Raw genomic sequence first — 21,453 nt, 5'->3', positions numbered from 1 at the left:
AGTGTCAAAGAACACCATCTCCACAAACTCTAGAAATGGCGATGGGTTCCGGCCTTGCAGGCGTGCCGTCTCAAAATACCAAGGCAGCACGTAGAAACACGCCTTTCCCTCGTTCGTCCCCGGCAAGCCGGGCGCGATACTGCAGGGAGAGGTCGAGGTAGGAGCGAGGAGCATGGTCACGGTCCTCGCGGAACCAGAAACGCATGTTCACACCAACGCCAGCGCCTACTGAGCTTTGCTTGCCCGAGGCTGTGCGTTCAGAGTTGTAATCAGCGCCCAGGACTGCGTGCGGAAACAGCACCAGTCTCGAGTCGCCCCCCCCCATACGGAAACTGCGCCCTGCTTGGGCTTCGAACGTCGCGTAGTTTTGCTTGCGATGAATAAAACGGCCCACTTCGGTGTACACATTGACGGTGTTCCAGCTGGGCACATCGACGCGCAGGTCGGTGCCCATGCCGCCCGAATACCCCATGCGCAGCAACCAGTCGTTGCTGGACAGCGAGCCGATGCGCACGCGCCGTTCGACCGCGAGTATGAGGTTGTGATCGCTCAGCGGTTTGGCACGAACGCCGAGGGCGCCCTGGGTGGTTTCGCCGCCGGTGGGTACATCGTGGCGGCTGTAGACGGTTTGCGCTGCGCCGCCGTACAGCTCCCAGAAGCGGCCGTCGCCGAACTTCTGCGGGCGCCAGTACACCTCGCTGACGAGCTGTGCCACGTCGCCATACAGGCCAGGCTGGGCACCGGCTGCACCCAGGGAAATGCCGCGATAGCCCAGCAAGGTGTTGACACCCCAGGAGCGGTCCCGGTCGGAGATTTCGCGCCGCGTTTCGTATTGCTGCTGCGGCGTCATGTCCAGCCTGCCTTCATGGACCGCGCTGATCGCCTGTTTGAAGTAGCCTATGGATTGCTCGTTCTCGGCCAACCTGCTGGCGGTGTAGGCGCCATCGCGCAGCGCCGTGTCCGGCAGGCGGTCCTGGTCCCGTGCGCGGTTGAAGATGGACAGGGCACTGCGATCATCGCCCACGCGGATGGCCATATAGGCCAGATTTGGATCGGCGCTCTGCTGCAGCTCGGGCTCCGAGGTGGCCTGGGCAAAACGTGCTGCAGCCTCTTCGCGTCGTCCCAGTTGCAGCAGCAGATCCACCTCGCTGGACAGAGACAGGCCGCCTATTTGCAAGGCTGTCTGTGCATCGGCATTGGCCGCCTCGGTCATGCCCTGCTCGCGACGCAGACGGCTGCGCAGGGCCAGCACTTCGACGGCATCGGGTTGCAGCTGCAGGGTTTGATCGGCTTCTTCAAGCGCCTGCGCCTTCTGGCCTGCAGCCAGCAGGGCCTGCAGGCGCAGCTGGCGATAGGGCAGATGCCTGGGGTTGAGTTCTATGGCGGCAGCGGCCTTGTCTGCCGCCAGCACATATTGCCCATCGCCGTAGGCCTGATAGGCCTCCTGGGCGACCTTGTAGGCAGGGTTCGGCGCTTCCTGTCCGGGCCAGATTTCGCAGCCGGGCACATCGCCGGCGCTGAAGCAGTTGACCAGGGGCAAGGGCAGCTCATAGCCGCGTGAAAGGGTTGCGGAGCGCAGGGCCTTGAGCTGCTCGCGGCGGCTGCTGACATCGGCATTGCTGTCCGTCTCCAGCGCTTGCAGCAGCCGCTGGGCTCGTTCTGTCTGGCCGGCTGCCAGTGCTGCGTCCAGGGCAATCACGCCGTAGTTCTGCCGCTCCGACCGCGACAGATGGGGGGCGGCAAGCGCTGCGTCGAAGGCCTGTTCGGAGGCCATGCCGCGACCTTGGACATGCAGGGCCACGCCCTGCAGCACCTGCAGTGCCGGATCATGCTGCAGCGCCAGTCCTTGTTCCGCCACGCGCTGTGCCTGGGCGGCCTGCCCATCCTGAAGCAGCAGGCCCAGCCATTGCAGGCGCGGCGCCAGCGCCTGCGGTGCCAGACGCACGCTGGACTCGGCATGGCGCAGGGCCTTGGCCATGTCGCCTTGCTCGCGAGCCTGCAAGGCTTGCTCGAAGGGGCGCAGGGCCTGGCGCTGGCGTATGGAGGTTCGCAGCATCTGCCAATCGGCGTCCGACTGCAGCTGTTTCACATTGTCCAGTCTTGCTGCACGGGCCTCGGCCTCGTCGAAGCGTCCGTTCTCCACCAGCAGATAGACCAGCAGACGCTGGTAGTCCAGACGTGCCGGGGCCGCCGCTACGGCTTGCCTGGCCAGAGGCAGGGCAGCGGCGAAGTCGCGTCGCTCGGTGGCGGCATAGGCCTGGCTGGCCTTGGCGTAGCCCGGGGGCATGGCCGGTGGCGCCGGGTTCTTGCGCGGGCGCTGCGGGGTGTCCACAGCCGGTGCTGCAGCCTTCGCAGGCTGCGCTGTCGTGGCTGCGGCAGGCGCTGCAGCGCTGGGCGCCTTGGGCACTTCCTGGGCCAGGGGGGCCGGTACGGCCTGAGGTTCGGGCTGTCTGGCCGGTACGGCACCTTGGTGCATATCGCGCAGGGCCTGGGCCAGACGCGCATCGCCGGGGTGACGCTGAAGCTGGGCCTTCAATACGGCTTCGGCCTGTGCGGGTTGGCCAAAGCGACGATGGGCTGCAGCCAGCTGCAGGGCGATCTCGGTGTTCTCCGGTGCCAGGCGCTGAGCTTGCTGCAGCTCGGAGATGGCGCGCTGGCCATCGCCGCGCGCCATGGCCTCATACGCCTTGTCTATCCGGGGATAGACCTGAAAGCGCTGTCTGGGGCTGATATCCGGACCTAGATCCACCACCTGCGCCATTCCATCGTAAGGGGTGGCACATGCAAGGGAAAGAACCAGAATGGGGCGAGAAAGCTTCATAAATGGGTACCTAGGCAGCAACGGAGACGATCGGGGCGGCATCAAGGCGGCGCAGAAGCTGCGCCATGGTGACCTGCAACTGTTGTTGCAGGCGCAGAGCTTCATCCAGCGTGGCCTGGGTCAACGCCCCCTGGTTCACAAGGAAGATGCCCAGGCTGTCATCGCTTTGCTCATGCCTGAGCAGCAAGGCATTCAGCACGGCCGTATCGATGCGGCCCAGGGCTTGCAACACTTCGCCCAGCATCAGCTGTCGCGACACATAGAATTTCCACAGCTCTTTCGCCTGTTCGGGGGAGACGCGCTTGCGTTCCACGGCCCAGGCAAGCAGTTCGCGAGCCGGCTCCCCATGCTGTCTTGCATACAGACGCCGCAGCTCGACCGTGACCTCTCCCTTGGGGGCAATGAGGTAGCGCACAGGCCTCTCCAGCTTGCGCTCCAGGGCCGCGTGCGAGACCGGGTCTATGACCGACTCGCTGGCCAGGACCAGCGTCTTTCCCTCTTCGCGCAGCGGCACCACGCTGTAATGCAGTGCCAGATGCGCCGGCAGCAGCGCCGCGATCTCGTCGGGGATCAGGCGCTCTCCCAGGAACTCCCAGGAAACGCCGGCCTGCTGGGCCACGGCGGCTGCCAGCTGTGCGGTGCTGATCAGGTCCTTGTGCACCAGCGCACTGCCCAGACGCAGGCCCGGAGTGGGGCGCACCAGGGCCTCCTGCAACTGGCTCTCGGTCAAGGCGCCTTGCGCGATCAGTATCTGACCCAGGGGCTGGCGCAGTCGGGGTCCCTCCCCCAGCATGGGAAAGTCATGGTCGGTCTTGGCCCAGGCCATGCGCCGGATATCCTTGGCCTGCAGCGCCTGGGCGATGGCCCGCCAGTTGGCCAGAAAGTTCACCAGATTGCCCCACAGCAGGCGCGGAAGCGACATCAGTCCCTGGACGATGCCGTAGTAGCTGGTGACGAAGAACATGCGCTGGGCAATGCGGTTGAGCATCAGCACGAAGTTCGCGGCCAGCAGCGCGTACAGCCACCAGTCACCCTGGAAGATGGAGAGAAACCGGTAGCTGTCCGGCACCAGGCGCTGGTAGAGCCAGATGGCAATCAGCTGCATCGCCAGCAGCATGGCCAGGAAGCTGGCGAAATTGGTCAGAGCTCCCTTGCGGTCACGCCAGAGAAAATAGTTCAGCACGCCGCTATTGGTCCAGCGCAGGGTCTTGAAGCCCTGGATCACGATGCCGGTGATCCAGCGGGACTTTTGTCGCACCGCCGCATTCAGCGTATCGGGGAAGAACTCCCGCACGCAGATGACGCTGGCTTCGCGCGCGCTGCGCCCGGGGCGGCGTGGCTGGTCGGGATCGGTCGGCTGGTCCGCATCGTGCACGGGAAAGCGCACGAAGATCTCGCGCATGCCCAGCTGCTTGAGCCGGAAGCCGATGTCGTAGTCCTCGGTCAGGCTCTGGGTGTCGAAGGCCACGCCGTCGCCCATCTCCAGCAGCGCCGTGATGGCGCGGCGGCTGAAGCAGGTTCCGACCCCGGCGCTGGGCACCTGGCCCACCATGGCCTCGCGCACCACGATGTCCTTGGCATGCAGCTCGGCAAACTCGTCCAGGTAATGCCCGCCGGTGAATTCGCGCAGCGGCCGCTCCAGGGGGTAGACCGGCAGCTGGATCAGATCCTTGCGATCCACGAGGAAATTGAACAGCCTCAGCTCCAGCTTGGACAGCACGTCTTCCGAGTCATGCAGGATGAAGCCCGCAAACTCGATGCCCGAGCGCTGCTCGAACTGGAAGATGGCATCAAGCACATTGTTGAGGCAGTCGGCCTTGCTGGTCGGCCCGGGGCGGGCGCAAACCACGCTGTGCACATTCGGGAAATGGGCTCTGACCTGCTCCACATCGGCATGGGTCTGGGGATCGTTGGGGTAGGTGCCGATGAAGATATGGTAGTTCTCGTAGTCCAGCGTGGTGGCCGCCAGCTGCGCCATCTTGCCGATCACGCCATGCTCCTGCCAGGCGGGCACCATGATGGCCAGCGGCTTCTCGTCCACCCCCATCAGGGCCTTGTAATTCATATGCTCATGGCGCGAGTACACGGTCAGTGCGCGCCAGGTGCGCCGCCCCCAGTAAAAGAGGTCGATGAACAGGTCGTCCAGTCCGCTGATGAAGATCACCACCGCAATGACGATGGCGATGCTCTTGAGCACATAGAGGTATCCGGTGAACAGGTCAAGCCAGGACATGGGGCGTCCTTTCCCTGGCTTGCTGTGCCAGACCTGGATGCCCGGGCCTGAGCATCTGCTGCAGTCTTTTTTCGGTGCGCTGCGCGGCAGTCCCGTCGCCGAACGGGTTGGAGCTGGCCTGCATGTGGCGATAGGCGGCATCGTCATGCATCAGCTGGCGCACGGACTGCACGATCTTGCTCCTGTCTGCGCCCACCAGGGCGGCGCAGCCGGCTTCCAGCACTTCGGGGCGCTCGGTTTCGTCGCGCAACACCAGCACCGGCACCTTGAAGGTGGGGGCTTCCTCCTGCAGCCCGCCGGAATCGGTCAGCACCAGCCAGGCATCGGCCAGGGCCTGCTGCATGGCCAGATAGTCCAGAGGCTCCGTCAGCTTGATATTGGGCAGTCCGCCCAGCAGCCGATGGACGGGCTCCTTGACCACCGGATTGAGGTGGACCGGGAACAGCACCGGCACCTGGGGAAACTCGCGCGCGATATCGGCAATGGCTTCGCACACATGGTCCACATCGGGGCCCCAGTTCTCACGCCGGTGCATGGTGACCAAGATATGGCCTCGGCCCTGCATGCGGCGATGGATGTGGTGATGCTGGCTGGCCCATAGCTGGGCATCGACGACGGTGTTGCCCGTCATCTCGATATTTTCCGTGGCCACGTTTTCGCGCTCCAGCGCCTGCTGGGCTCTGAGCGTGGGGGCCAGATGCAGGCTGGCAATGCGCCCTATCATCTGCCGCAGACCTTCCTCGGGAAAAGGGCGATGCAGGTTGTAGGTGCGCAGGCCGGCCTCGACATGGACGACCGGCACCTTGCAGTAGAAGCCGGCCAATGCCCCCTGGAAAGCACTCTCGGTGTCGCCCTGCACGATCACCGCCTCGCAGGCCGTTTCCATCAGCACGGACTCCAGTTGCGTGCGGCAGCCGGTGGCGAACTCCAGCAGCGAACTGCCCTGTCTTTGCAGCACATGGTCGGGCTGGATATGGAAGCAGTCCAGCATCTGAGCGGCCATATCGCCATGCTGGCCGGTGTGCAGCCAGATGGGCCTGGCCCATTGCGACAGCTTCAAGGCATGGTAGACGGGGGCCAGCTTGATGATTTCAGGCCTGGTCCCGGACACGATGAGCAACTGTGCGATATCTGGCTGTGCGCGAAGAGTCCCGGAGTCCTGGTTCATGGCGTTCTCCCTTTGAGTCAATCGGTAACAGACGTTTTCCATTCGTACCTGCTCAAAAATCATCTTTCACGCGCTGCTTTGGGTATGTCAGCCAGTTCCTCGTGCTGGCAGCGATCGGATCCGGCTTCCTCTATGGCATGAGCGAAGCCGTCGCGTCGGCCAACTAACCATCCCTGGCTGCGGAGACCAGTCGTTCGGCGCAGCGGCTGGCCTGATCGCCATCCTGGGCTTCCACCATCACATGCAGCACCGGCTCCGTGCCGCTGTGCCGCACCAGCACCCGTCCGGTGGAGCCCAGCTCCGCCTCGACCTGCGCCTGCACCCGTGCCAGCAGGGCATTGCTGCGCCAATCGCGCTCCGGCGGCAGGTGCACATTGAGCAGGGCCTGGGGATAGAGCTGCACCGGCAACAGCCATTGCGACAGCGTTCGGCCGGTGCGCACGCAGGCCTGCAAAATCTGCAGCGCGTTGACCAGACCGTCGCCCGTGCTGTGCCGGTCCAGGATCAGCAGATGGCCAGAACCCTCGCCGCCGAAGGTCCAGCCGCGGCGGCTGAGCTCCTCGAGCACGTAGCGGTCACCGACCTTGGTACGCATGAAATCCACATCCAGCAGCTCGAAGGCCTGCTCCACGGCCATATTCGTCATCAGCGTGCCGACGGCGCCCGCAATGCTCTCGTCATGCTCCAGGCGATCCGCGACGACCAGGTACAGCAATTCGTCCCCGTTGTAGAGCCGCCCGGCCGCATCCACGACCAGCAGGCGATCGGCATCGCCATCCAGAGCGATGCCGAAATCCGCACCGCAACCCGAGACGGTGGTGGCCAGTAGTTCAGGGTGAGCGGCTCCGGCGCCCTGGTTGATATTCAGACCATTGGGAGCGCAGCCGATGGCCACCACCTCGGCGCCGAGTTCATGAAAGACCATGGGCGCAATCTGATAGGCCGCGCCATGGCCTGCATCGACCACGATCTTCAGTCCGCGCAAGGTGAATGCATGGTCGCAGGTGCTCTTGCAGAACTCGATGTAGCGGCCGGCGGCGTCATCGAGGACCTGCGTTTTTCCGAGCGCGATGGCCGAGACCCAGTGCGGCTCGTCGAGCAGCATTTGCTCGACGGCCACTTCCCAGACATAGGGCAGCTTGGTGCCTTTGGCGCTGAAGAACTTGATGCCGTTGTCTTCGAAGGTGTTGTGGCTGGCGCTGATCACCACCCCCAGACTGGCCCGCAAGGCGCGTGTGAGGTAGGCCACGCCCGGTGTGGGCAGCGTGCCGACCAGCATCACATTCACACCCGCGGAATTGAAGCCCGACACCAGCGCGCTTTCGAGCATATGGCCCGAGATGCGCGTGTCCTTGCCAATCAGCACGGTCGGGCGCTCTTCACTGCGGTGAAGCATCCGTCCGACCACATGGGCCAGGTGCAAGGCGAAGTCCGGCGTAATCGGGAAGTACCCAGCCCGCCCACGAATTCCGTCGGTACCGAAATATTGGCGTCTCATATCCATGATGATCACCTGCGCTTGAGTACGGTCATCGAGCGGGATGGCATTCCGATTCCGCCCATTGATTCAGAGGAATGTGGATTTGAAAATACTAAAACTATTGATTTATTTTTTTCATAGTTTCACTAATAAAAACAATCCAAACAAGAACGCCGCGTAAAAAATAACATCTTTTTACGTTATGTATATCTGGAAGCTAAATTGGGTTTCTATTTACATGATCCAGGGTATGCCCGTCAGGGCCGAAAAATGGCTTGCAATGAAGCCAGACTTGGCCTGGCGAGGGTTTTCAAAGTCCTGACTGACGCGGTTTCCTGCCGCATGGCTGCCGTCCATGGTTGGTAACAGGGTTTCTGTTTTCGGGCTGGCCGGACATGGACGATGGCCCCATGCCTGACAGTTAATAAGTGCTGGCGTGCTGGTTTCGATAAGAAACTAAAGCTGAAAGTCCTGAATCCCGAAGCCGGCTCTGGGTTTTCTGTTACTCAATTGGAAGCAGCAGGAATCGGTGAATCCCAATGCCCCTGGCCGGTTTCTGAACCTGCGTGTTTCCAATCGTTCAGAAAATGGCCGGTGATCGGGCGGCGATGCAATGGTGCCGGCCCGCTTTCCGGCCCGGACGGTTTGCGCGTTGTGCAATGCCTGCACGGCCAGGCTGCGCAAGGGGATGGATGTCCAGGGCGGAGGCGGGGCCGTGGTATCTTTGGCCCCCTTGTTCCTAGATATTCCGAGACTTGTCCATGCTTGCCAAACGCATCATTCCCTGCCTTGACGTGACCGGCGGCCGCGTGGTCAAGGGCGTCAATTTTCTGGAGCTGCGCGATGCGGGCGACCCGGTGGAGATTGCCGCGCGCTACAACGCCCAGGGTGCGGACGAGCTGACTTTCCTGGATATCACGGCCACCAGCGATGGCCGCGACCTGATCCTGCCCATCATCGAGGCCGTGGCTTCGCAGGTCTTCATTCCGCTGACCGTGGGCGGTGGCGTGCGCAGCGTGGAAGATGTGCGCCGCCTGCTCAATGCCGGAGCCGACAAGACCAGCTTCAACTCCGCCGCCATTGCCAACCCGGACACCATCAATGCCTGCAGCGACAAGTACGGCGCGCAATGCATCGTGGTGGCCATCGACGCCAAGCGCCGCACGCCCGAGGACGAGCAGCGCATCGGCCCCGGCGGCACGCCCATGGGGCCGGGCTGGGATGTGTACAGCCATGGCGGGCGCAAGAACGTGGGGCTGGATGTGGTGCGCTGGGCCGAGGAGATGGCCAGGCGCGGTGCCGGCGAGATACTGCTGACCAGCATGGACAAGGACGGCACCAAGAGCGGCTTCGATCTGAAGCTCACGCGTGCCGTGGCCGATGCCGTGGCCGTGCCCGTGATCGCCTCGGGCGGTGTCGGCAATCTGGAAGATCTGGCCGATGGCGTGACCATTGGCGGCGCCGATGCCGTGCTGGCCGCCAGCATCTTCCACTACGGCGAGTACACCGTGCAGCAGGCCAAGGAATGCATGCGCGCACGCGGCATTCCCGTGCGTTTATAAGATTATTTTGAGAGCGGCTTGCGCAGGGTACAAGCGGCTTTCCATATGTTTTGTGGTTGAAATCGGCTGGTGGCCTGCGCTGGCAGCTATACAAAACAAAGGTCTGCAATGAGCTGGCTCGATCAAGTCAAATGGGATGCGCAGGGGCTGGTGCCCGTGATTGCGCAGGAGCAAAGCAGTGGCGACGTGGTCATGTTCGCCTGGATGAACCGCGAGGCACTGGAGAAGACCGCCGAGCTGAGGCGCGCCGTGTACTTCAGCCGCTCGCGCAACAAGCTGTGGTTCAAGGGCGAGGAGTCCGGCCATGTGCAGACCGTGCACGAGATGCGCATCGACTGCGACAACGACGTGGTTTTGCTCAAGATCACGCAAGAGGGGCATGATCCCGGTATCGCCTGCCACACCGGTCGCCACTCCTGCTTCTACAGCGTTTTCAAGGACGGACAGTGGCTTGCTGTCGATCCGGTCTTGAAAGATCCTGCTTCCATCTATAAATAAAGTCATGTCTGAACAAAACACCGCGTCGGTAGAGGGCGCACTGGCCCGTCTGGCCGCCGTGATCGAAAGCCGCAAGGTCGCCAATGGTGGTGACCCCGAAAAAAGCTATGTCGCGCGCCTGCTGCACAAGGGGCCGGACGCCTTTCTGAAGAAGATCGGCGAAGAGGCCACCGAAGTCGTGATGGCCGCCAAGGATGTCGATCATGGCGCGGACAAGGGCAAGCTCCTCTATGAAGTGGCGGATCTGTGGTTTCACTCCATGATTGCGCTGTCGCACTACGGCCTGACGCCCGCAGAGGTGGTGGCCGAGCTGGAGCGCCGCGAAGGCACCAGCGGTCTGGAGGAAAAAGCCCTGCGCAAGGCCCAGGAACGCGCTGCTCAGGAAGGGGCGGCCAAGTAATAAGGAAGCACGAATGAATGACGATCGCGACATCATCGATGTAGGCCCCGGCGGCTCTGCCGAGGTCGAGGGCCTGAAGGCCTGGGGCTGGGTCAGCTATCTGCTGCACCTGATCGTGGCCGTGGCCGCGGTGCTGCCGGGCGCGCAGGTCAGCGTGCTGCTGTTGCTGATTGCGGTTGTCATCGATCTGGTCAAGCGCGACGATGCGCGCGGCACCTGGCAGGAGAGCCATTTTTCCTGGCGTCTGCGCAGCGTGCTCTGGGCCATCGTGCTCTATGCGGTGACCTTCCCGTTCTTCCTGCTGGGCCTGCTGATCTTCAACCCGGCCTGGGTGCTGATCTCCATCTGGTTCCTCTACCGCATCGTCAGCGGCATGATCGCCATGAACAAGAATCGCGCGATCCGCTCCTGAGCCGGTTTTGCCCGACATCGAAGCCCCCGCTTTACGGCCGGGGCTTTTTTGTTTTTGCAAGCGGTTTTGCTGCACTGCAACAGATTCGGGTCGGCAGGCTGACACGGGTGCCGGGCCTGTGCAATGCTCGCGGTGCTGGATAAGCTGCGGAAATTGCGCAGATTCGCTGGATAGGTCCGCTGTGCGTTCGTAGCGACGGCTCCAAGCCCCTTACCTGGTTCCTCAACCTTCACAGGATCGTGCCATGGCTGCAGAGACTTCCCACACCCTCAACCTGGCCCTGCAGGGCGGGGGATCGCATGGTGCGCTGACCTGGGGCGTGCTGGATGCATTGCTCGACGATGACGGCCTGATCTTTGAAGGCATCAGCGGCACCAGTGCCGGTGCCATGAATGCCGTGGCGCTGGCCCATGGCTTCGCGCAAGCGGCCGCGCAGGAAAAGAATCTGGACGACGCCCGTTACCTCGGGCGTCAGCTGGCGCGCCAGTCTCTGCGCGAGTTGTGGGAGGGCGTGGGCACCATGGGCAGCGTGGGCAAGATGTTCTGGGCCGCACCGCTGCCGGGCAGCAAGCAGTTCATGGGGGTGCTCAACCAGTTTCTGTCGCCCTATCAGACCAATCCGCTCAATATCAACCCGCTGCGGCAGCTGCTCACACGGGTGGTGGATTTCGAGACGCTGGCCCATCCCGCTCATCCAAGCGTGGTGCCCAAGCTCTTCATCTGCGCCACCAACGTGCGCACGGGCGGCGGCAAGATCTTCAAGGGCGAGCAGGTGACGGCAGACGCCATCATGGCCTCGGCCTGCCTGCCGCAGCTGTTCAAGGCGGTGGAGATTGACGGAGAGTGCTACTGGGATGGCGGGTTCTCGGGAAATCCGGCACTGTATCCGCTGATCTACGAGACCCGGAGCCGGGACATCCTGCTGGTGCAGATCAATCCCAAGGAGTCCGATGTCTCGCCCGATACCGCCCGCGAGATCATGGACCGCATGAACGAGATCACCTTCAACGCCAGCTTGCTGGCCGAGCTGCGGGCCATCGAGTTCGTGGTCAAGCTGCTGGAGCAAAAGCGTCTGGACCCGGAGCGCTACAAGCATGTGCTGATGCACCGCATCGACGGCGGCTCGGTGCTCAAACCCTTTGGCGCCTCGAGCAAGGTGCGCGCAGACATGGGCATGGTGCGCAAGCTGTTCGAGCTGGGCCGCGAGCGCGGCCAGCAATGGCTGCAGCTCAACCGCGAGCACCTTGGCGTCAAGCAGACGCTGCGATTCAACGAGAATAGGGGATAGCCTCCGCAGGGGGCGACGCCGTTGCCTGCTTTCTGGCCTCCTGGGCCATGGGCAGGGCAGGGCGTTCGGAGTAATGAACCGTAGAGATACCAGAGACCATGCACGACCACGATTACGACGCCCATTGCATTTTCTGCCGCATCGCCAAGGGGGAGATTCCTTCGCGCAAGGTCTATGAAGACGAGGAGCTGTTCGCCTTCCATGACATCCACCCCGGTGCGCCCGTGCACTTTCTGGTGATTCCCAAGAAGCACATCCCCTCCATGGCCCAGGTCGGCGCCGAAGATGCGCCCCTGCTGGGCCGCATGATGGCGCTGGCTCCCAAACTGGCGCTGGAGCAGGGCTGCAACCCTTATCCCGATGGCGGTTTCCGCATCGTGGTCAACACCGGCAGCGAGGGCGGCCAGGAAGTGCACCATCTGCACCTGCACGTCATGGGCGGTCCGCGCCCCTGGCTCAAGGGCTGATCTGGCGGCGCAGCGGGCCTGCACGCGGCGATAGAGCTGTGCACTGCAGGCTTTTTGGGTGATTGATTCGTATCTGTCACAAGCCCCGTCTAAAATGGTTTGCAATTTCTAGGAGATTCTCATGGGCTCGTTTTCTATCTGGCACTGGGCGATCGTGCTGCTCATCGTGGTTCTGGTGTTCGGCACCAAGAAGCTCAAGAACATCGGCTCCGACCTGGGCGGCGCCGTCAAGGGCTTCAAGGACGGCATGAAGGACGGTGCGACTGATGCCGACGCCAACGCCGCGACCGGCCAAGTGGCCAACCAGCAGGCTGCCGAAAAGGCCACCATCGACGTGGAAGCCAAGCAAAAGAGCTGATCGCGGCAGGACTGACATTTAGATGTTTGATATTGGCCTGTCCAAAATGGCGCTGATCGGTGCCGTGGCCCTGGTGGTCATCGGTCCCGAGAAGCTGCCGCGCGTGGCCCGCATGGTGGGCACCTTGCTTGGCAGGGCACAGCGCTATGTGTCCGACGTCAAGGCCGAGGTCAACCGCTCCATGGAGCTCGATGAGTTGCGCAAGATGAAGGACACGGTCGAGACCGCCGCGCGGGACGTGGAGTCCAGCATGCGCAATCAGGCCTCCGATCTTGAAAAGGACTGGAGCGATGCGACCAAGGACCTGCGCGACGACTCGAACATGACTTCGGCTTCGTCCTTCGGCTCCTATGACGCAGAAGGTGGCTACACCGGTCTGGATACGCACAGCAGCGTGGTGCCCAGCTACCGCCATCCGCGCAAGAACTGGCGCGTCAAGCGCGGTGCCGTGCCCCAGTGGTACAAGGCCCGTGCCGGGGTACGCAGCAAGGTCCAGTCGGGTGCGGCACGCGTGGCGCGCTTTCGCCCCAAGAAGTTCCATTGAACATGCAGCTCAGCAGCCTGCCGGCCGAAAGGTCGGCCATGGCCGGTCCCAGTGGGCCGGCTTGGCTGCCCGCATGTCGCTCTTTGCCCGTGATTCACGGGCGTTGTTGTTTCTCAAGCGTGTGGAGCCGATCGGGCTCCGACGCGGTTTTGCACCATGTCCGAACCCTCTAAAGAAGACGAACTCGCCGGCACGGAGCAGCCGTTTGTCCAGCACCTGATGGAGCTGCGTGATCGCCTGCTCTACAGCCTGTATGGCGTTTTGATCGGCGTCGGGCTGCTGATGTTCTGGCCGGGCCCCGACGGCCTGATCGACTTCATCGCCCTGCCCATCAAGGAGCACATGCCGCCCGGCGCCAAGCTGATTGCGGTGGGCGTTTTCTCGCCCTTCTTCGTGCCGCTCAAGGTGTTGATGATGGTGGCCGTGCTGCTGGCGCTGCCCTGGATCATGTACCAGATCTGGGCCTTTGTGGCGCCGGGTCTGTACAGCCACGAGAAGAAGTTCGCCCTGCCGCTGATCATGTTCGGCAGTCTGCTGGCCTATGCCGGCATTGCCTTCGTACAGTTCTTTGTGCTTGGCAATATGTTCAAGTTCATCCAGCACTTCACGCCGGCCAGCGTGGCCGCCACGCCCGACATTGCCTCGTATGTGGAAGCGATCCTCTCGCTCTACATCGCGTTTGCGGCGGCCTTTCAGGTGCCCATCGTGGTGATGCTGCTGGTGCGCTTTGGTCTGGTGGAGATCGAGAAGCTCAAGGCCTTCCGCGGCTATTTCGTGGTGCTGGCCTTCGTGATTGCTGCCGTCATCACGCCGCCCGATGTGATCTCTCAGCTGGCCCTGGCCTTGCCCATGTGCCTGCTCTACGAGATCGGCATTCTGGGGGCCGGCTGGTTCAGCCGGGTGTCGCGTGCGCCCGATGCCGAGGAGGGTACGGGCACGGAAGTGGAGAAATCCACGGACGGCCACTGATCTTCGTCTCCAACTCCCGGCAAAGCCCTTGAAGTGATTCAAGGGCTTTTGTTTTGATAGCTGTCAGCGCTTTCCCTGCAAGCGTTTGAGCCGTATTTCCTGATGATCTGTGATGGCTCGCTGCAGCTTGCAACAGGCCGCAGCATGAAAAAAGCCAGCGACTGGCGCTGGCTGGTGTGGTTCGCGGAAGCGTCCGTCAACGGCGGGGGCGGCTTTGCTGCTGCAGGGTGCTGGCTGCAGGGCGGGCGCCCGGAGTGATGTTCAGCACCACTTCGCTGTCGCCGCGGCGCACATCGAACTTGGCGGCTTCGCCGGGCTTGAGCGAGGCCACGGCCGTCAGCAGCTCGGAGACATTGCGGGTCGCGGTCTCGCCCACCTTGACGATCACGTCGCCAGGGCGCATGCCGGCCTGGGCGGCGGGGCCGGCCTGCAGCACGCCGGTGATGATGACGCCGGCATCGGCCTTGACGCCAAAGGTCTCGGCCAGCTCGGGCGAGAGTTCGTTGGGCTCCACGCCGATCCAGCCGCGTGTGACCTTGCCGTCCTTGACGATGCCGTCCAGCACCATCTTGGCCGTGGAGACGGGAATCGCGAAACCGATGCCCATGCTGCCGCCCGAGCGCGAGTAGATGGCCGTGTTGATACCCAGCAGATTGCCGTTGGCATCCACCAGGGCACCGCCGGAGTTGCCCGGGTTGATGGCGGCATCGGTCTGGATGAAGTTCTCGAAGGTGTTGATGCCCAGCTGGCTGCGGCCCAGGGCGCTGACGATGCCGCTGGTCACGGTCTGGCCCACACCGAAGGGGTTGCCGATGGCCAGCACGCGGTCACCCACGGCGACCTGGTCGGAGTTGCCCAGCACGATGACGGGCAGCTTGTCGAGCTCGACCTTGAGAATGGCTAGATCGGTCTCGGGGTCCGTGCCAATGACCTTGGCCTTGGCCTGGCGGCTGTCGGTCAGCGTGACCTCGATATCGTCGGCGCCTTCCACCACATGGTTGTTGGTGAGGATGTAGCCATCTTGACTGATGATGACGCCGCTGCCCAAACCAGATTGCTCCTGCGGGCCCTGATCGCCAAAGAAGAACTGGAACCAGGGATCGTTGGCGCGTGGGTGGCGGACCGCCTTGCTCGTGTTGATGCTGACCACGGCGGGCGAGGCCTTGCGTGCGGCTGGCGCAAAGCTGCCCGGGGCGACTTCACCCGCCGGGGCAGAGGGGGCCTGCAGCAGCGAAACTCCGGCATTGCTGCGGATGTTTCCGCGCTGAAGCCAAGTGGGCTGTAGGGTAGCCACTACAAAATAGATAGCCACCAGCACGGTGACGACCTGCGAAAACAGCAACCAGGTGCGTTTCATGTAATGCGTATAGGTAGTGAGGAGAACAAGCCCACATTGTGAAGCATGGCTGCACCGGGCGTCGAAGCGAACATTTGCTTGCGCGCAATTGCATAACGCAAAGCTTTGCAGATTGCAGGAGCGATGGCTATAGGACTGCAGGCATCTAAAGTTTTGCGCGGCCAGAAACCATGAGTGAAAACCCTAGAATGTTTTTTCGACTGCGCTTACGCCGCCATGACTGCCCACAAGGTGCTCATATTCGGCCTGGTGTGGCTTTGCATCTGAAGCCCGCTGCAATCGGTATGCCACTGCACGTTGACCCGTGATCAGCGGCCTTATCCGCGCTGTCCTGTTGTTCGATCTGGGAAACACCATGACTACGCTTGACCACGCTGCATCGGCCAAAGCGCCGGCTGCTGCGAAGAATCGCCTCCTGAATCGGGAGGACTACAAGACCCTGGGCTTATCGGCCCTGGGCGGAACGCTGGAGTTTTATGACTTCGTGGTGTTCGTCTTTTTTGCCAATGTGATCGGTAGCCTGTTCTTTCCGGCTTCGCTGCCCGAGTGGATGCGCCAGCTGCAGACGCTGGGCATTTTCGCGGCCGGCTATCTGGCACGCCCCATCGGCGGCATCTTGATTGCCCACTTCGGCGACATCCTGGGCCGCAAGAAGATGTTCACGCTGTCGGTGTTCCTGATGGCCGTGCCCACGCTGGTCATCGGCCTGCTGCCCACCTATGAAACCATAGGCCTGGCCGCTCCCATCCTGCTGCTGCTGATGCGCGTGATGCAAGGTGCCGCCATCGGCGGTGAAATGCCCGGTGCCTGGGTGTTCGTGGCCGAGCATGCTCCCGAAAAGCGTTACGGCTTCGCGATCGGTGCACTGACTTCCGGCATTACCGGCGGTATCTTCCTGGGCTCCATCATCGGGGTCTGGCTCAACAGCACCTACAGCCAGAGCGAGATCCACGACTGGGCCTGGCGCCTACCCTTCATTCTGGGCGGTGTCTTCGGTCTGGTGTCGGTGTATCTGCGCAAGTTCCTGCACGAGACTCCCATCTTCCAGGAGCTGCAGGCCCGCAAGGCCGCCGACCGAGAACTGCCGATCAAGACCATCCTGCGCGACCACCGCGAAGCCTGCGTCGTCGTGGCGCTGATGACATGGGTGCTGTCCACGGCGATTGTGGTGGTGATTCTGTTCACGCCGGCCTATCTGCAAAAAGTGTTCCACATCGAGCCTGCCATGGCCCTGAAGGCCAACGCCGTGGCGACCGTGACACTGACCATTGGCTGCGTGTTCTGGGGCTGGCTGTCCGACAAGATCGGCACCAAGCTGACCATGCTCATCGGCTGGGGCGGCATGACGGCCACGGCCTATCTGTTCTACCTGAACCTGCCCGGCAACGAGGCATCGCTGATCTGCAACTATGCGACCGTGGGCTTCTTTGTCGGCTCCATCTCGCTGCTGCCCGTGGTGGGTGTCCGGGCCTTCCCGCCCGAGGTGCGCTTCACCGGCCTGTCCTTCTCCTACAACATGGCCTATGCCGTGTTCGGCGGTCTGACTCCCATGCTGGTGTCCGTGTGGCAGCAGGTGGACGTGATGGCTCCTGCCCACTATGTGGCGGCCATGGGCGTGCTGGGCATGGCCATGGGCTTCTGGCCGCTGGCCTGCAAGGGCTGGCAGCCGCGCAAGGCGTGAGCCTGCACAGGCGAATGAGAAAAGGCAGTCAGCAGTGGCTGCCTTTTTTTTCGCCGATCGCACGTTTGCGGCGGCGCGGCTGCATGGCGGGTGCGGAGGCTGTGCCCAGCACCATGTCGGCAAAGGCGCTCCCGCCCGCCGAGATATGGTTGCGCATGGCCTCGGCAGCGACTTCGCTGTTGCCGGACAGAATGGCGGCCACCACGGTTTCATGCTCCGTCTGGGAGTGCAGCAGGCGCTCCGGCTTTTCAAACATCTTGCTGCGGTACGGTGCGACCCTGAGTCTGGCCTCGCGGGTCTGCTCGACGATAAAGGTGTTTCCGCTGTACTGATATATCAAATCATGCAATCTGGCGTTTGCCTGTTCGTAGCCAATGGAGTCGGCCGTCTGCGCATGGGCCGCCGTCTGCGCCAGAGCCGCTTGCAGCTGCGCTCTCTGCTCCGCGTTGATGCGCCTGGCCGCCAGGCGCGCGAGCACGCCTTCCAGTTCGGCAAGCCCTTCCATCATTGCAATCAGCTCCCGGGGATCGAGGTGGCGCACGTAGATGCCGACACGCGGAAGAATGCTCACCATCCCCTTGGCAGACAGCAGCAGCAAGGCCTCGCGGACCGGCGTGCGGGAAGCCTGGAAGCGCTCGCACAGCGCCTGTTCGTCGATGGCGGCGCCCGGCCGCAATGCGCCGTTGCGCAGGTCTTGCTCCAGTGCCAGCCGGATACGGTCCTGCATGCTGAGCGCGTCTAGGGTTTCTGCGGTTGGTGGATGTTTGGGCTTCATTGTTCAATATTAGATATATCTATTTATATTTCTGATACGCATGAATCCAAGACTGCATTTCCAGGACCGTGTTGCAACCATCACACTCCAGCGCCCCACGGTGGCGAACCGTCTGGCGCCCGATGATTTGCCGGTGCTCATTGAATGCATAGCATGCGTCAATCAGAGGGAGGATGTGCGGGTGCTGGTGTTGCGTAGCGAAGGCAGGCATTTCTGCAGTGGCTACGATATATCACAAATCGAAAACAGCCAGAGTGAAGGCAGCAGCTTCGGCGAGATGGTGGACGTGGTGGAGCAATGCCGCGCGGTGACCATTGCCGCCATTCAAGGGGGTGTCTATGGCGGCGCAACCGATCTGGCACTGGCTTGCGACTTTCGCGTGGGCTCGATGGCGGCGGACATGTTCATGCCCGCCGCGCGGTTGGGCCTGCATTTCTATGCCTCGGGGCTGGAGCGCTATGTCAGCCGTCTGGGGCTCGATACCGCCAAGCGCCTGTTTCTGACCTGCGAACGCCTGGATGCAGAGCAGATGAAGGCCTGCGGCTTCCTGACGCATCTGGTGGCGCACACCGAGCTCGACGAGACCGTGGCGAGTCTGGCCGGGACGCTGGGGGCGATGGCACCCCTGCCGCTGTCCGGCATGAAAAAACACCTGAACCTGATTGCCTGCGGTCGCCAGGACCGCGAGGCGATTGCGCGCGACGTGCAGCGCTCGGTCGAGTCCGAGGATCTGCGCGAGGGCGGCCTGGCCTGGCGCGAAAAGCGCACGCCGCTCTTCAAGGGCCGCTAGCACTGGCCCTGCCGCCGAAAGACATCCATACCTTCCACCAAGGAGACAAGCATGTTCAAGAAAGCATTGGTATCGGCCTGCCTGCTGAGCGCCAGCGCGCTGGTGCTGGCAGACAGCTATCCGTCGCGGCCCATCACGCTGATGGTAGGTTTTCCACCCGGCGGCGGCGCCGACGCGGTGGCGCGCATCGTCAGCGAAAAGCTGGGGCGGGTGTTGAACCAGCCGGTGCTGGTGGACAACCGCCCCGGTGCAGGCACGACGATCGCGTCGGACCTGGTGGCGCGGGCGCCAGCCGACGGCTACACCTTGCTGCTGGGCTCTGCCAATCTGTATGGCACGGACCAGATTCTTTACAAGAGTGCTCGCTATGACGGCGTCAGGAGCTTCACGCCCATCATGCGCTGGAGCGATTCGCCGATGCTGCTGGCGGTGAAAAAGGACTTTCCCGAGAAAACGGTGGCCGGACTGATCGAGCAGGCCCGCAAGCATCCCGGCAAGCTGACGTATTCCTCGTCCGGCTCCGGTGTGGTCACCCATCTGGCGGGGGCCTCGTTTGCACATGCCGCCGGCATCGACATGCTGCATGTGCCGTTCAAGGGCGGCGCGCCGTCGATCCAGGCCGTGGGCGCGGGCGATGTGGACATGACCTTCGGCACGCCGCCCTCGGTGATGCCGATGGCCGCTGGCGGCAAGCTGCGCATCATGGCCGTGACGACGGCCCAGCGCTCGCAGCTGTTTCCCGATTTGCCGGCCATGCAGGAGTCCGGCATCGACGGGGCGGACTTCACGCTCTGGTTCGGTCTGTATGGACCGGCCAAGCTGCCCAGGGAGATCACGCAAAAGCTGTTCGAGGCCAGCCGCCAGGCCTTGAGCGACCCGGAAGTCAAGGCCAAGCTTGAAAAACAGGGCGTTGTGGCCTATCCCTCGGCATCGCCCCAGGAGTTCGAGGCCTGGGCCCAGGCCGATGGCAAGAAGCAGAAAGCCGTTGCCGAGCGGGCCATGGCCGGGCAATGAATCGGTTTCCACCAAAGAGAGTTCTTCGTATGTCTGATAACAATATGTTCACCGCACTGCGTGCCGCCTTTCCAGCCGATCTGGATGAGGTCGCCATCGAGGCCGTGTCGCCCCAGGCATCCGCAGGTGAGCCGCTTCTCTACAGCTGGCGCGATCTGGACCGCATGAGTGCGCGCATGGCGAATTGGCTGGCTTCGCTCGGTCTGCCCGCCGGCAGCCGTATTGCGGTGCAGGTGGAAAAGTCGGTCGAAGCGCTGATGCTGTACCTGGCCACATTGCGGGCGGGCCATGTGTTCCTGCCACTCAATACCGCCTACCAGAGCGCCGAGATCGAATATTTCATCGGCAATGCCGAGCCCGCCGTGGTGGTGTGCACGCCCGGCAATGCGGACTGGGTGGCAAAGGTGGCCGCGGCCTGCGGCACGCAGCATGTCTTCACGCTGGGCGAAGCGCAGGACGGCAGCCTGCTGGAGCAGGCGCTGCGCTTCGACGACGTGCAGGTGCCTGTGCCGTGCCGGGCCGACGATCTGGCCGCCATTCTCTACACCAGCGGCACCACCGGCCGCAGCAAAGGGGCGATGCTCTCGCATGGCAATCTGCTCTCGAACGCTCTCATGCTCAGGCAGTACTGGGGCTGGCGCACGCGCGAGCAGGGCGGCGACGTGCTGATCCACGCCTTGCCGATCTTCCATGCACACGGGCTGTTCGTCGCCATCCATGGCGCGCTCATCAATGGCAGCAAGATCATCTGGATGTCGAAATTCGACGCCAGGGCCGTGATCGCCGCCATGCCGCGCGCCACCGTGTTCATGGGCGTGCCGACGCTGTATGTGCGCATGCTGGCCGAGCCGGCGCTGACCAGGGAGGCGGCCAGCCGGATGCGGCTGTTCATCTCCGGCTCCGCGCCGCTGCTGATCGAAACCTTTGGCGAGTGGCGCCAGCGCACCGGCCACACCATCCTGGAGCGCTATGGCATGAGCGAGACCATCATGCTCACCTCCAACCCCTATGCGCCCGATGCGCGCCACGGTGGCCAGGACGAGCGCCGCGGTGGCACCGTGGGTTTTGCGCTGCCCGGTGTGGGGGTGCGTGTGGCGGGCGACAGCGGGCTGCCGCTGCCCACGGGCGAGATCGGTGCCATCGAGGTCCAGGGACCCAATATCTTCAAGGGCTACTGGCGCATGCCTGAAAAAACGGCACAGGAGTTCACTGCGGACGGCTGGTTCAGGACCGGAGATGTCGGCAGGGTGGATGAGCGCGGCTATGTCACCATCGTGGGTCGCAGCAAGGATTTGATCATCAGCGGCGGCTACAACGTCTACCCGGCGGAGATCGAAGGCTTTATCAACGATATGCCCGGCGTGGCCGAGAGCGCCCTGGTCGGTGTGCCGCACCCGGATTTCGGAGAGGTGGGGGTGGCGGTGGTCGTCGCCAGGAGCGGCCATTCGCTCGACGGCGCCGCCATCGTCGCCGCGCTCAAGTCCCGGCTTGCCAACTTCAAGATTCCCAAGCGCTGCGTTGTCGTTTCGGAGCTGCCGCGCAACGCCATGGGCAAGGTGCAGAAAAACTTGCTGCGTGATCGTTACCGGGATTTGTTACTATGAAAACAATAGCTTATATCGCATGTTAGAAAGTG

19 protein-coding genes are annotated in these 21,453 nt (G+C 62.9%); 13 read left to right on the top strand and 6 right to left on the bottom strand.

Translation table 11 applies throughout. The features are described 5' to 3' along the window. Positions 1-70: 70 nt before the first annotated feature. From DJFAAGMI_RS15135 to glmM, 4 genes are all read right to left on the bottom strand, one after another. Positions 71-2,821: an NfrA family protein gene (locus DJFAAGMI_RS15135; RefSeq protein ID WP_211457735.1), complete on the bottom strand. Its 2,751-nt coding sequence runs from the start codon at positions 2,819-2,821 to the stop codon at positions 71-73. 10 nt (positions 2,822-2,831) lie between these two features. After that, positions 2,832-5,054: a cyclic di-3',5'-guanylate-activated glycosyltransferase NfrB gene (nfrB, locus tag DJFAAGMI_RS15130; RefSeq protein WP_211457734.1), complete on the bottom strand. Its 2,223-nt coding sequence runs from the start codon at positions 5,052-5,054 to the stop codon at positions 2,832-2,834. Further along, positions 5,041-6,222 (bottom strand): non-hydrolyzing UDP-N-acetylglucosamine 2-epimerase, encoded by a 1,182-nt coding sequence (gene wecB, locus DJFAAGMI_RS15125; protein WP_211457733.1) that lies wholly within the window; start codon positions 6,220-6,222, stop codon positions 5,041-5,043. Before wecB ends, nfrB begins: the two co-directional genes overlap by 14 nt. 163 nt (positions 6,223-6,385) lie before the next feature. Further along, positions 6,386-7,720 carry a phosphoglucosamine mutase gene (glmM, locus tag DJFAAGMI_RS15120; protein ID WP_211457955.1) on the bottom strand — a complete coding sequence of 445 codons (1,335 nt, stop codon included), beginning with the start codon at positions 7,718-7,720 and terminating at the stop codon, positions 6,386-6,388. A gap of 743 nt (positions 7,721-8,463) precedes the next feature. Between glmM and hisF the strand changes: the two genes are divergently transcribed. The 9 genes from hisF to tatC all read left to right on the top strand — a co-directional run bounded on the left by hisF (position 8,464) and on the right by tatC (position 14,200). Beyond that, positions 8,464-9,264: an imidazole glycerol phosphate synthase subunit HisF gene (gene hisF / locus DJFAAGMI_RS15115; protein ID WP_003058607.1), complete on the top strand. Its 801-nt coding sequence runs from the start codon at positions 8,464-8,466 to the stop codon at positions 9,262-9,264. Between the two features lie 69 nt (positions 9,265-9,333). After that, complete coding sequence (gene hisI / locus DJFAAGMI_RS15110; protein ID WP_349305232.1) at positions 9,334-9,762, top strand: phosphoribosyl-AMP cyclohydrolase; 429 nt, start codon at positions 9,334-9,336, stop codon at positions 9,760-9,762. Positions 9,763-9,766: 4 nt separating this feature from the next. Then, positions 9,767-10,162, top strand: a complete 396-nt coding sequence (locus DJFAAGMI_RS15105; RefSeq protein WP_043003521.1) for a phosphoribosyl-ATP diphosphatase — start codon at positions 9,767-9,769, stop codon at positions 10,160-10,162. 13 nt (positions 10,163-10,175) lie between these two features. Then, positions 10,176-10,574 (top strand): DUF4870 family protein, encoded by a 399-nt coding sequence (locus tag DJFAAGMI_RS15100; protein ID WP_003058601.1) that lies wholly within the window; start codon positions 10,176-10,178, stop codon positions 10,572-10,574. Between the two features lie 244 nt (positions 10,575-10,818). Further along, positions 10,819-11,862, top strand: a complete 1,044-nt coding sequence (locus tag DJFAAGMI_RS15095; protein ID WP_211457731.1) for a patatin-like phospholipase family protein — start codon at positions 10,819-10,821, stop codon at positions 11,860-11,862. A 98-nt stretch (positions 11,863-11,960) separates the two neighbouring features. Continuing rightward, positions 11,961-12,329, top strand: coding sequence for a histidine triad nucleotide-binding protein (locus DJFAAGMI_RS15090; RefSeq protein ID WP_211457730.1), 369 nt, complete (start codon positions 11,961-11,963; stop codon positions 12,327-12,329). Positions 12,330-12,450: 121 nt separating this feature from the next. After that, entirely contained in the window at positions 12,451-12,687 is a 237-nt protein-coding gene (gene tatA, locus DJFAAGMI_RS15085) for a Sec-independent protein translocase subunit TatA (RefSeq protein ID WP_003058595.1), read from the top strand. A 22-nt stretch (positions 12,688-12,709) separates the two neighbouring features. Continuing rightward, on the top strand, positions 12,710-13,231 hold the full coding sequence (tatB, locus tag DJFAAGMI_RS15080; RefSeq protein WP_003062149.1) for a Sec-independent protein translocase protein TatB: 522 nt from the start codon (positions 12,710-12,712) through the stop codon (positions 13,229-13,231). 156 nt (positions 13,232-13,387) lie between these two features. Further along, positions 13,388-14,200, top strand: coding sequence for a twin-arginine translocase subunit TatC (tatC, locus tag DJFAAGMI_RS15075; protein ID WP_034348270.1), 813 nt, complete (start codon positions 13,388-13,390; stop codon positions 14,198-14,200). 196 nt (positions 14,201-14,396) lie between these two features. Here tatC and DJFAAGMI_RS15070 read toward each other — a convergent pair whose 3' ends face one another. Next, positions 14,397-15,557: a trypsin-like peptidase domain-containing protein gene (locus DJFAAGMI_RS15070; protein WP_167006326.1), complete on the bottom strand. Its 1,161-nt coding sequence runs from the start codon at positions 15,555-15,557 to the stop codon at positions 14,397-14,399. 355 nt (positions 15,558-15,912) lie between these two features. Here DJFAAGMI_RS15070 and DJFAAGMI_RS15065 point away from each other — a divergent pair, with 355 nt between their 5' ends. Next, a complete protein-coding gene (locus DJFAAGMI_RS15065) occupies positions 15,913-17,238 on the top strand; it encodes an MFS transporter (protein WP_211457729.1) in 1,326 nt (441 codons plus the stop codon). Between the two features lie 28 nt (positions 17,239-17,266). Here DJFAAGMI_RS15065 and DJFAAGMI_RS15060 read toward each other — a convergent pair whose 3' ends face one another. Next, positions 17,267-17,965 carry a GntR family transcriptional regulator gene (locus DJFAAGMI_RS15060; protein ID WP_211457728.1) on the bottom strand — a complete coding sequence of 233 codons (699 nt, stop codon included), beginning with the start codon at positions 17,963-17,965 and terminating at the stop codon, positions 17,267-17,269. 88 nt (positions 17,966-18,053) lie between these two features. Here DJFAAGMI_RS15060 and DJFAAGMI_RS15055 point away from each other — a divergent pair, with 88 nt between their 5' ends. From DJFAAGMI_RS15055 to DJFAAGMI_RS15045, 3 genes are read left to right on the top strand one after another with little or no spacing between them, the layout of a single operon-like run. Next, complete coding sequence (locus DJFAAGMI_RS15055) at positions 18,054-18,803, top strand: enoyl-CoA hydratase/isomerase family protein (RefSeq protein ID WP_211457727.1); 750 nt, start codon at positions 18,054-18,056, stop codon at positions 18,801-18,803. 51 nt (positions 18,804-18,854) lie between these two features. Further along, the gene (locus DJFAAGMI_RS15050; RefSeq protein ID WP_211457726.1) at positions 18,855-19,817 is read left to right on the top strand and encodes a Bug family tripartite tricarboxylate transporter substrate binding protein; all 963 of its coding nucleotides are present in this window, start codon (positions 18,855-18,857) and stop codon (positions 19,815-19,817) included. Positions 19,818-19,846: 29 nt separating this feature from the next. Beyond that, positions 19,847-21,421 carry a malonate--CoA ligase gene (locus DJFAAGMI_RS15045; RefSeq protein ID WP_211457725.1) on the top strand — a complete coding sequence of 525 codons (1,575 nt, stop codon included), beginning with the start codon at positions 19,847-19,849 and terminating at the stop codon, positions 21,419-21,421. The last annotated feature ends 32 nt before the right edge of the window (positions 21,422-21,453 follow it).

Origin of the sequence: Comamonas brasiliensis, assembly GCF_018292285.1 — a bacterium.
Classification (GTDB): Bacteria; Pseudomonadota; Gammaproteobacteria; order Burkholderiales; family Burkholderiaceae_C; genus Comamonas; species Comamonas brasiliensis.
This window is presented reverse-complemented; position numbering and strand designations above follow the sequence as displayed.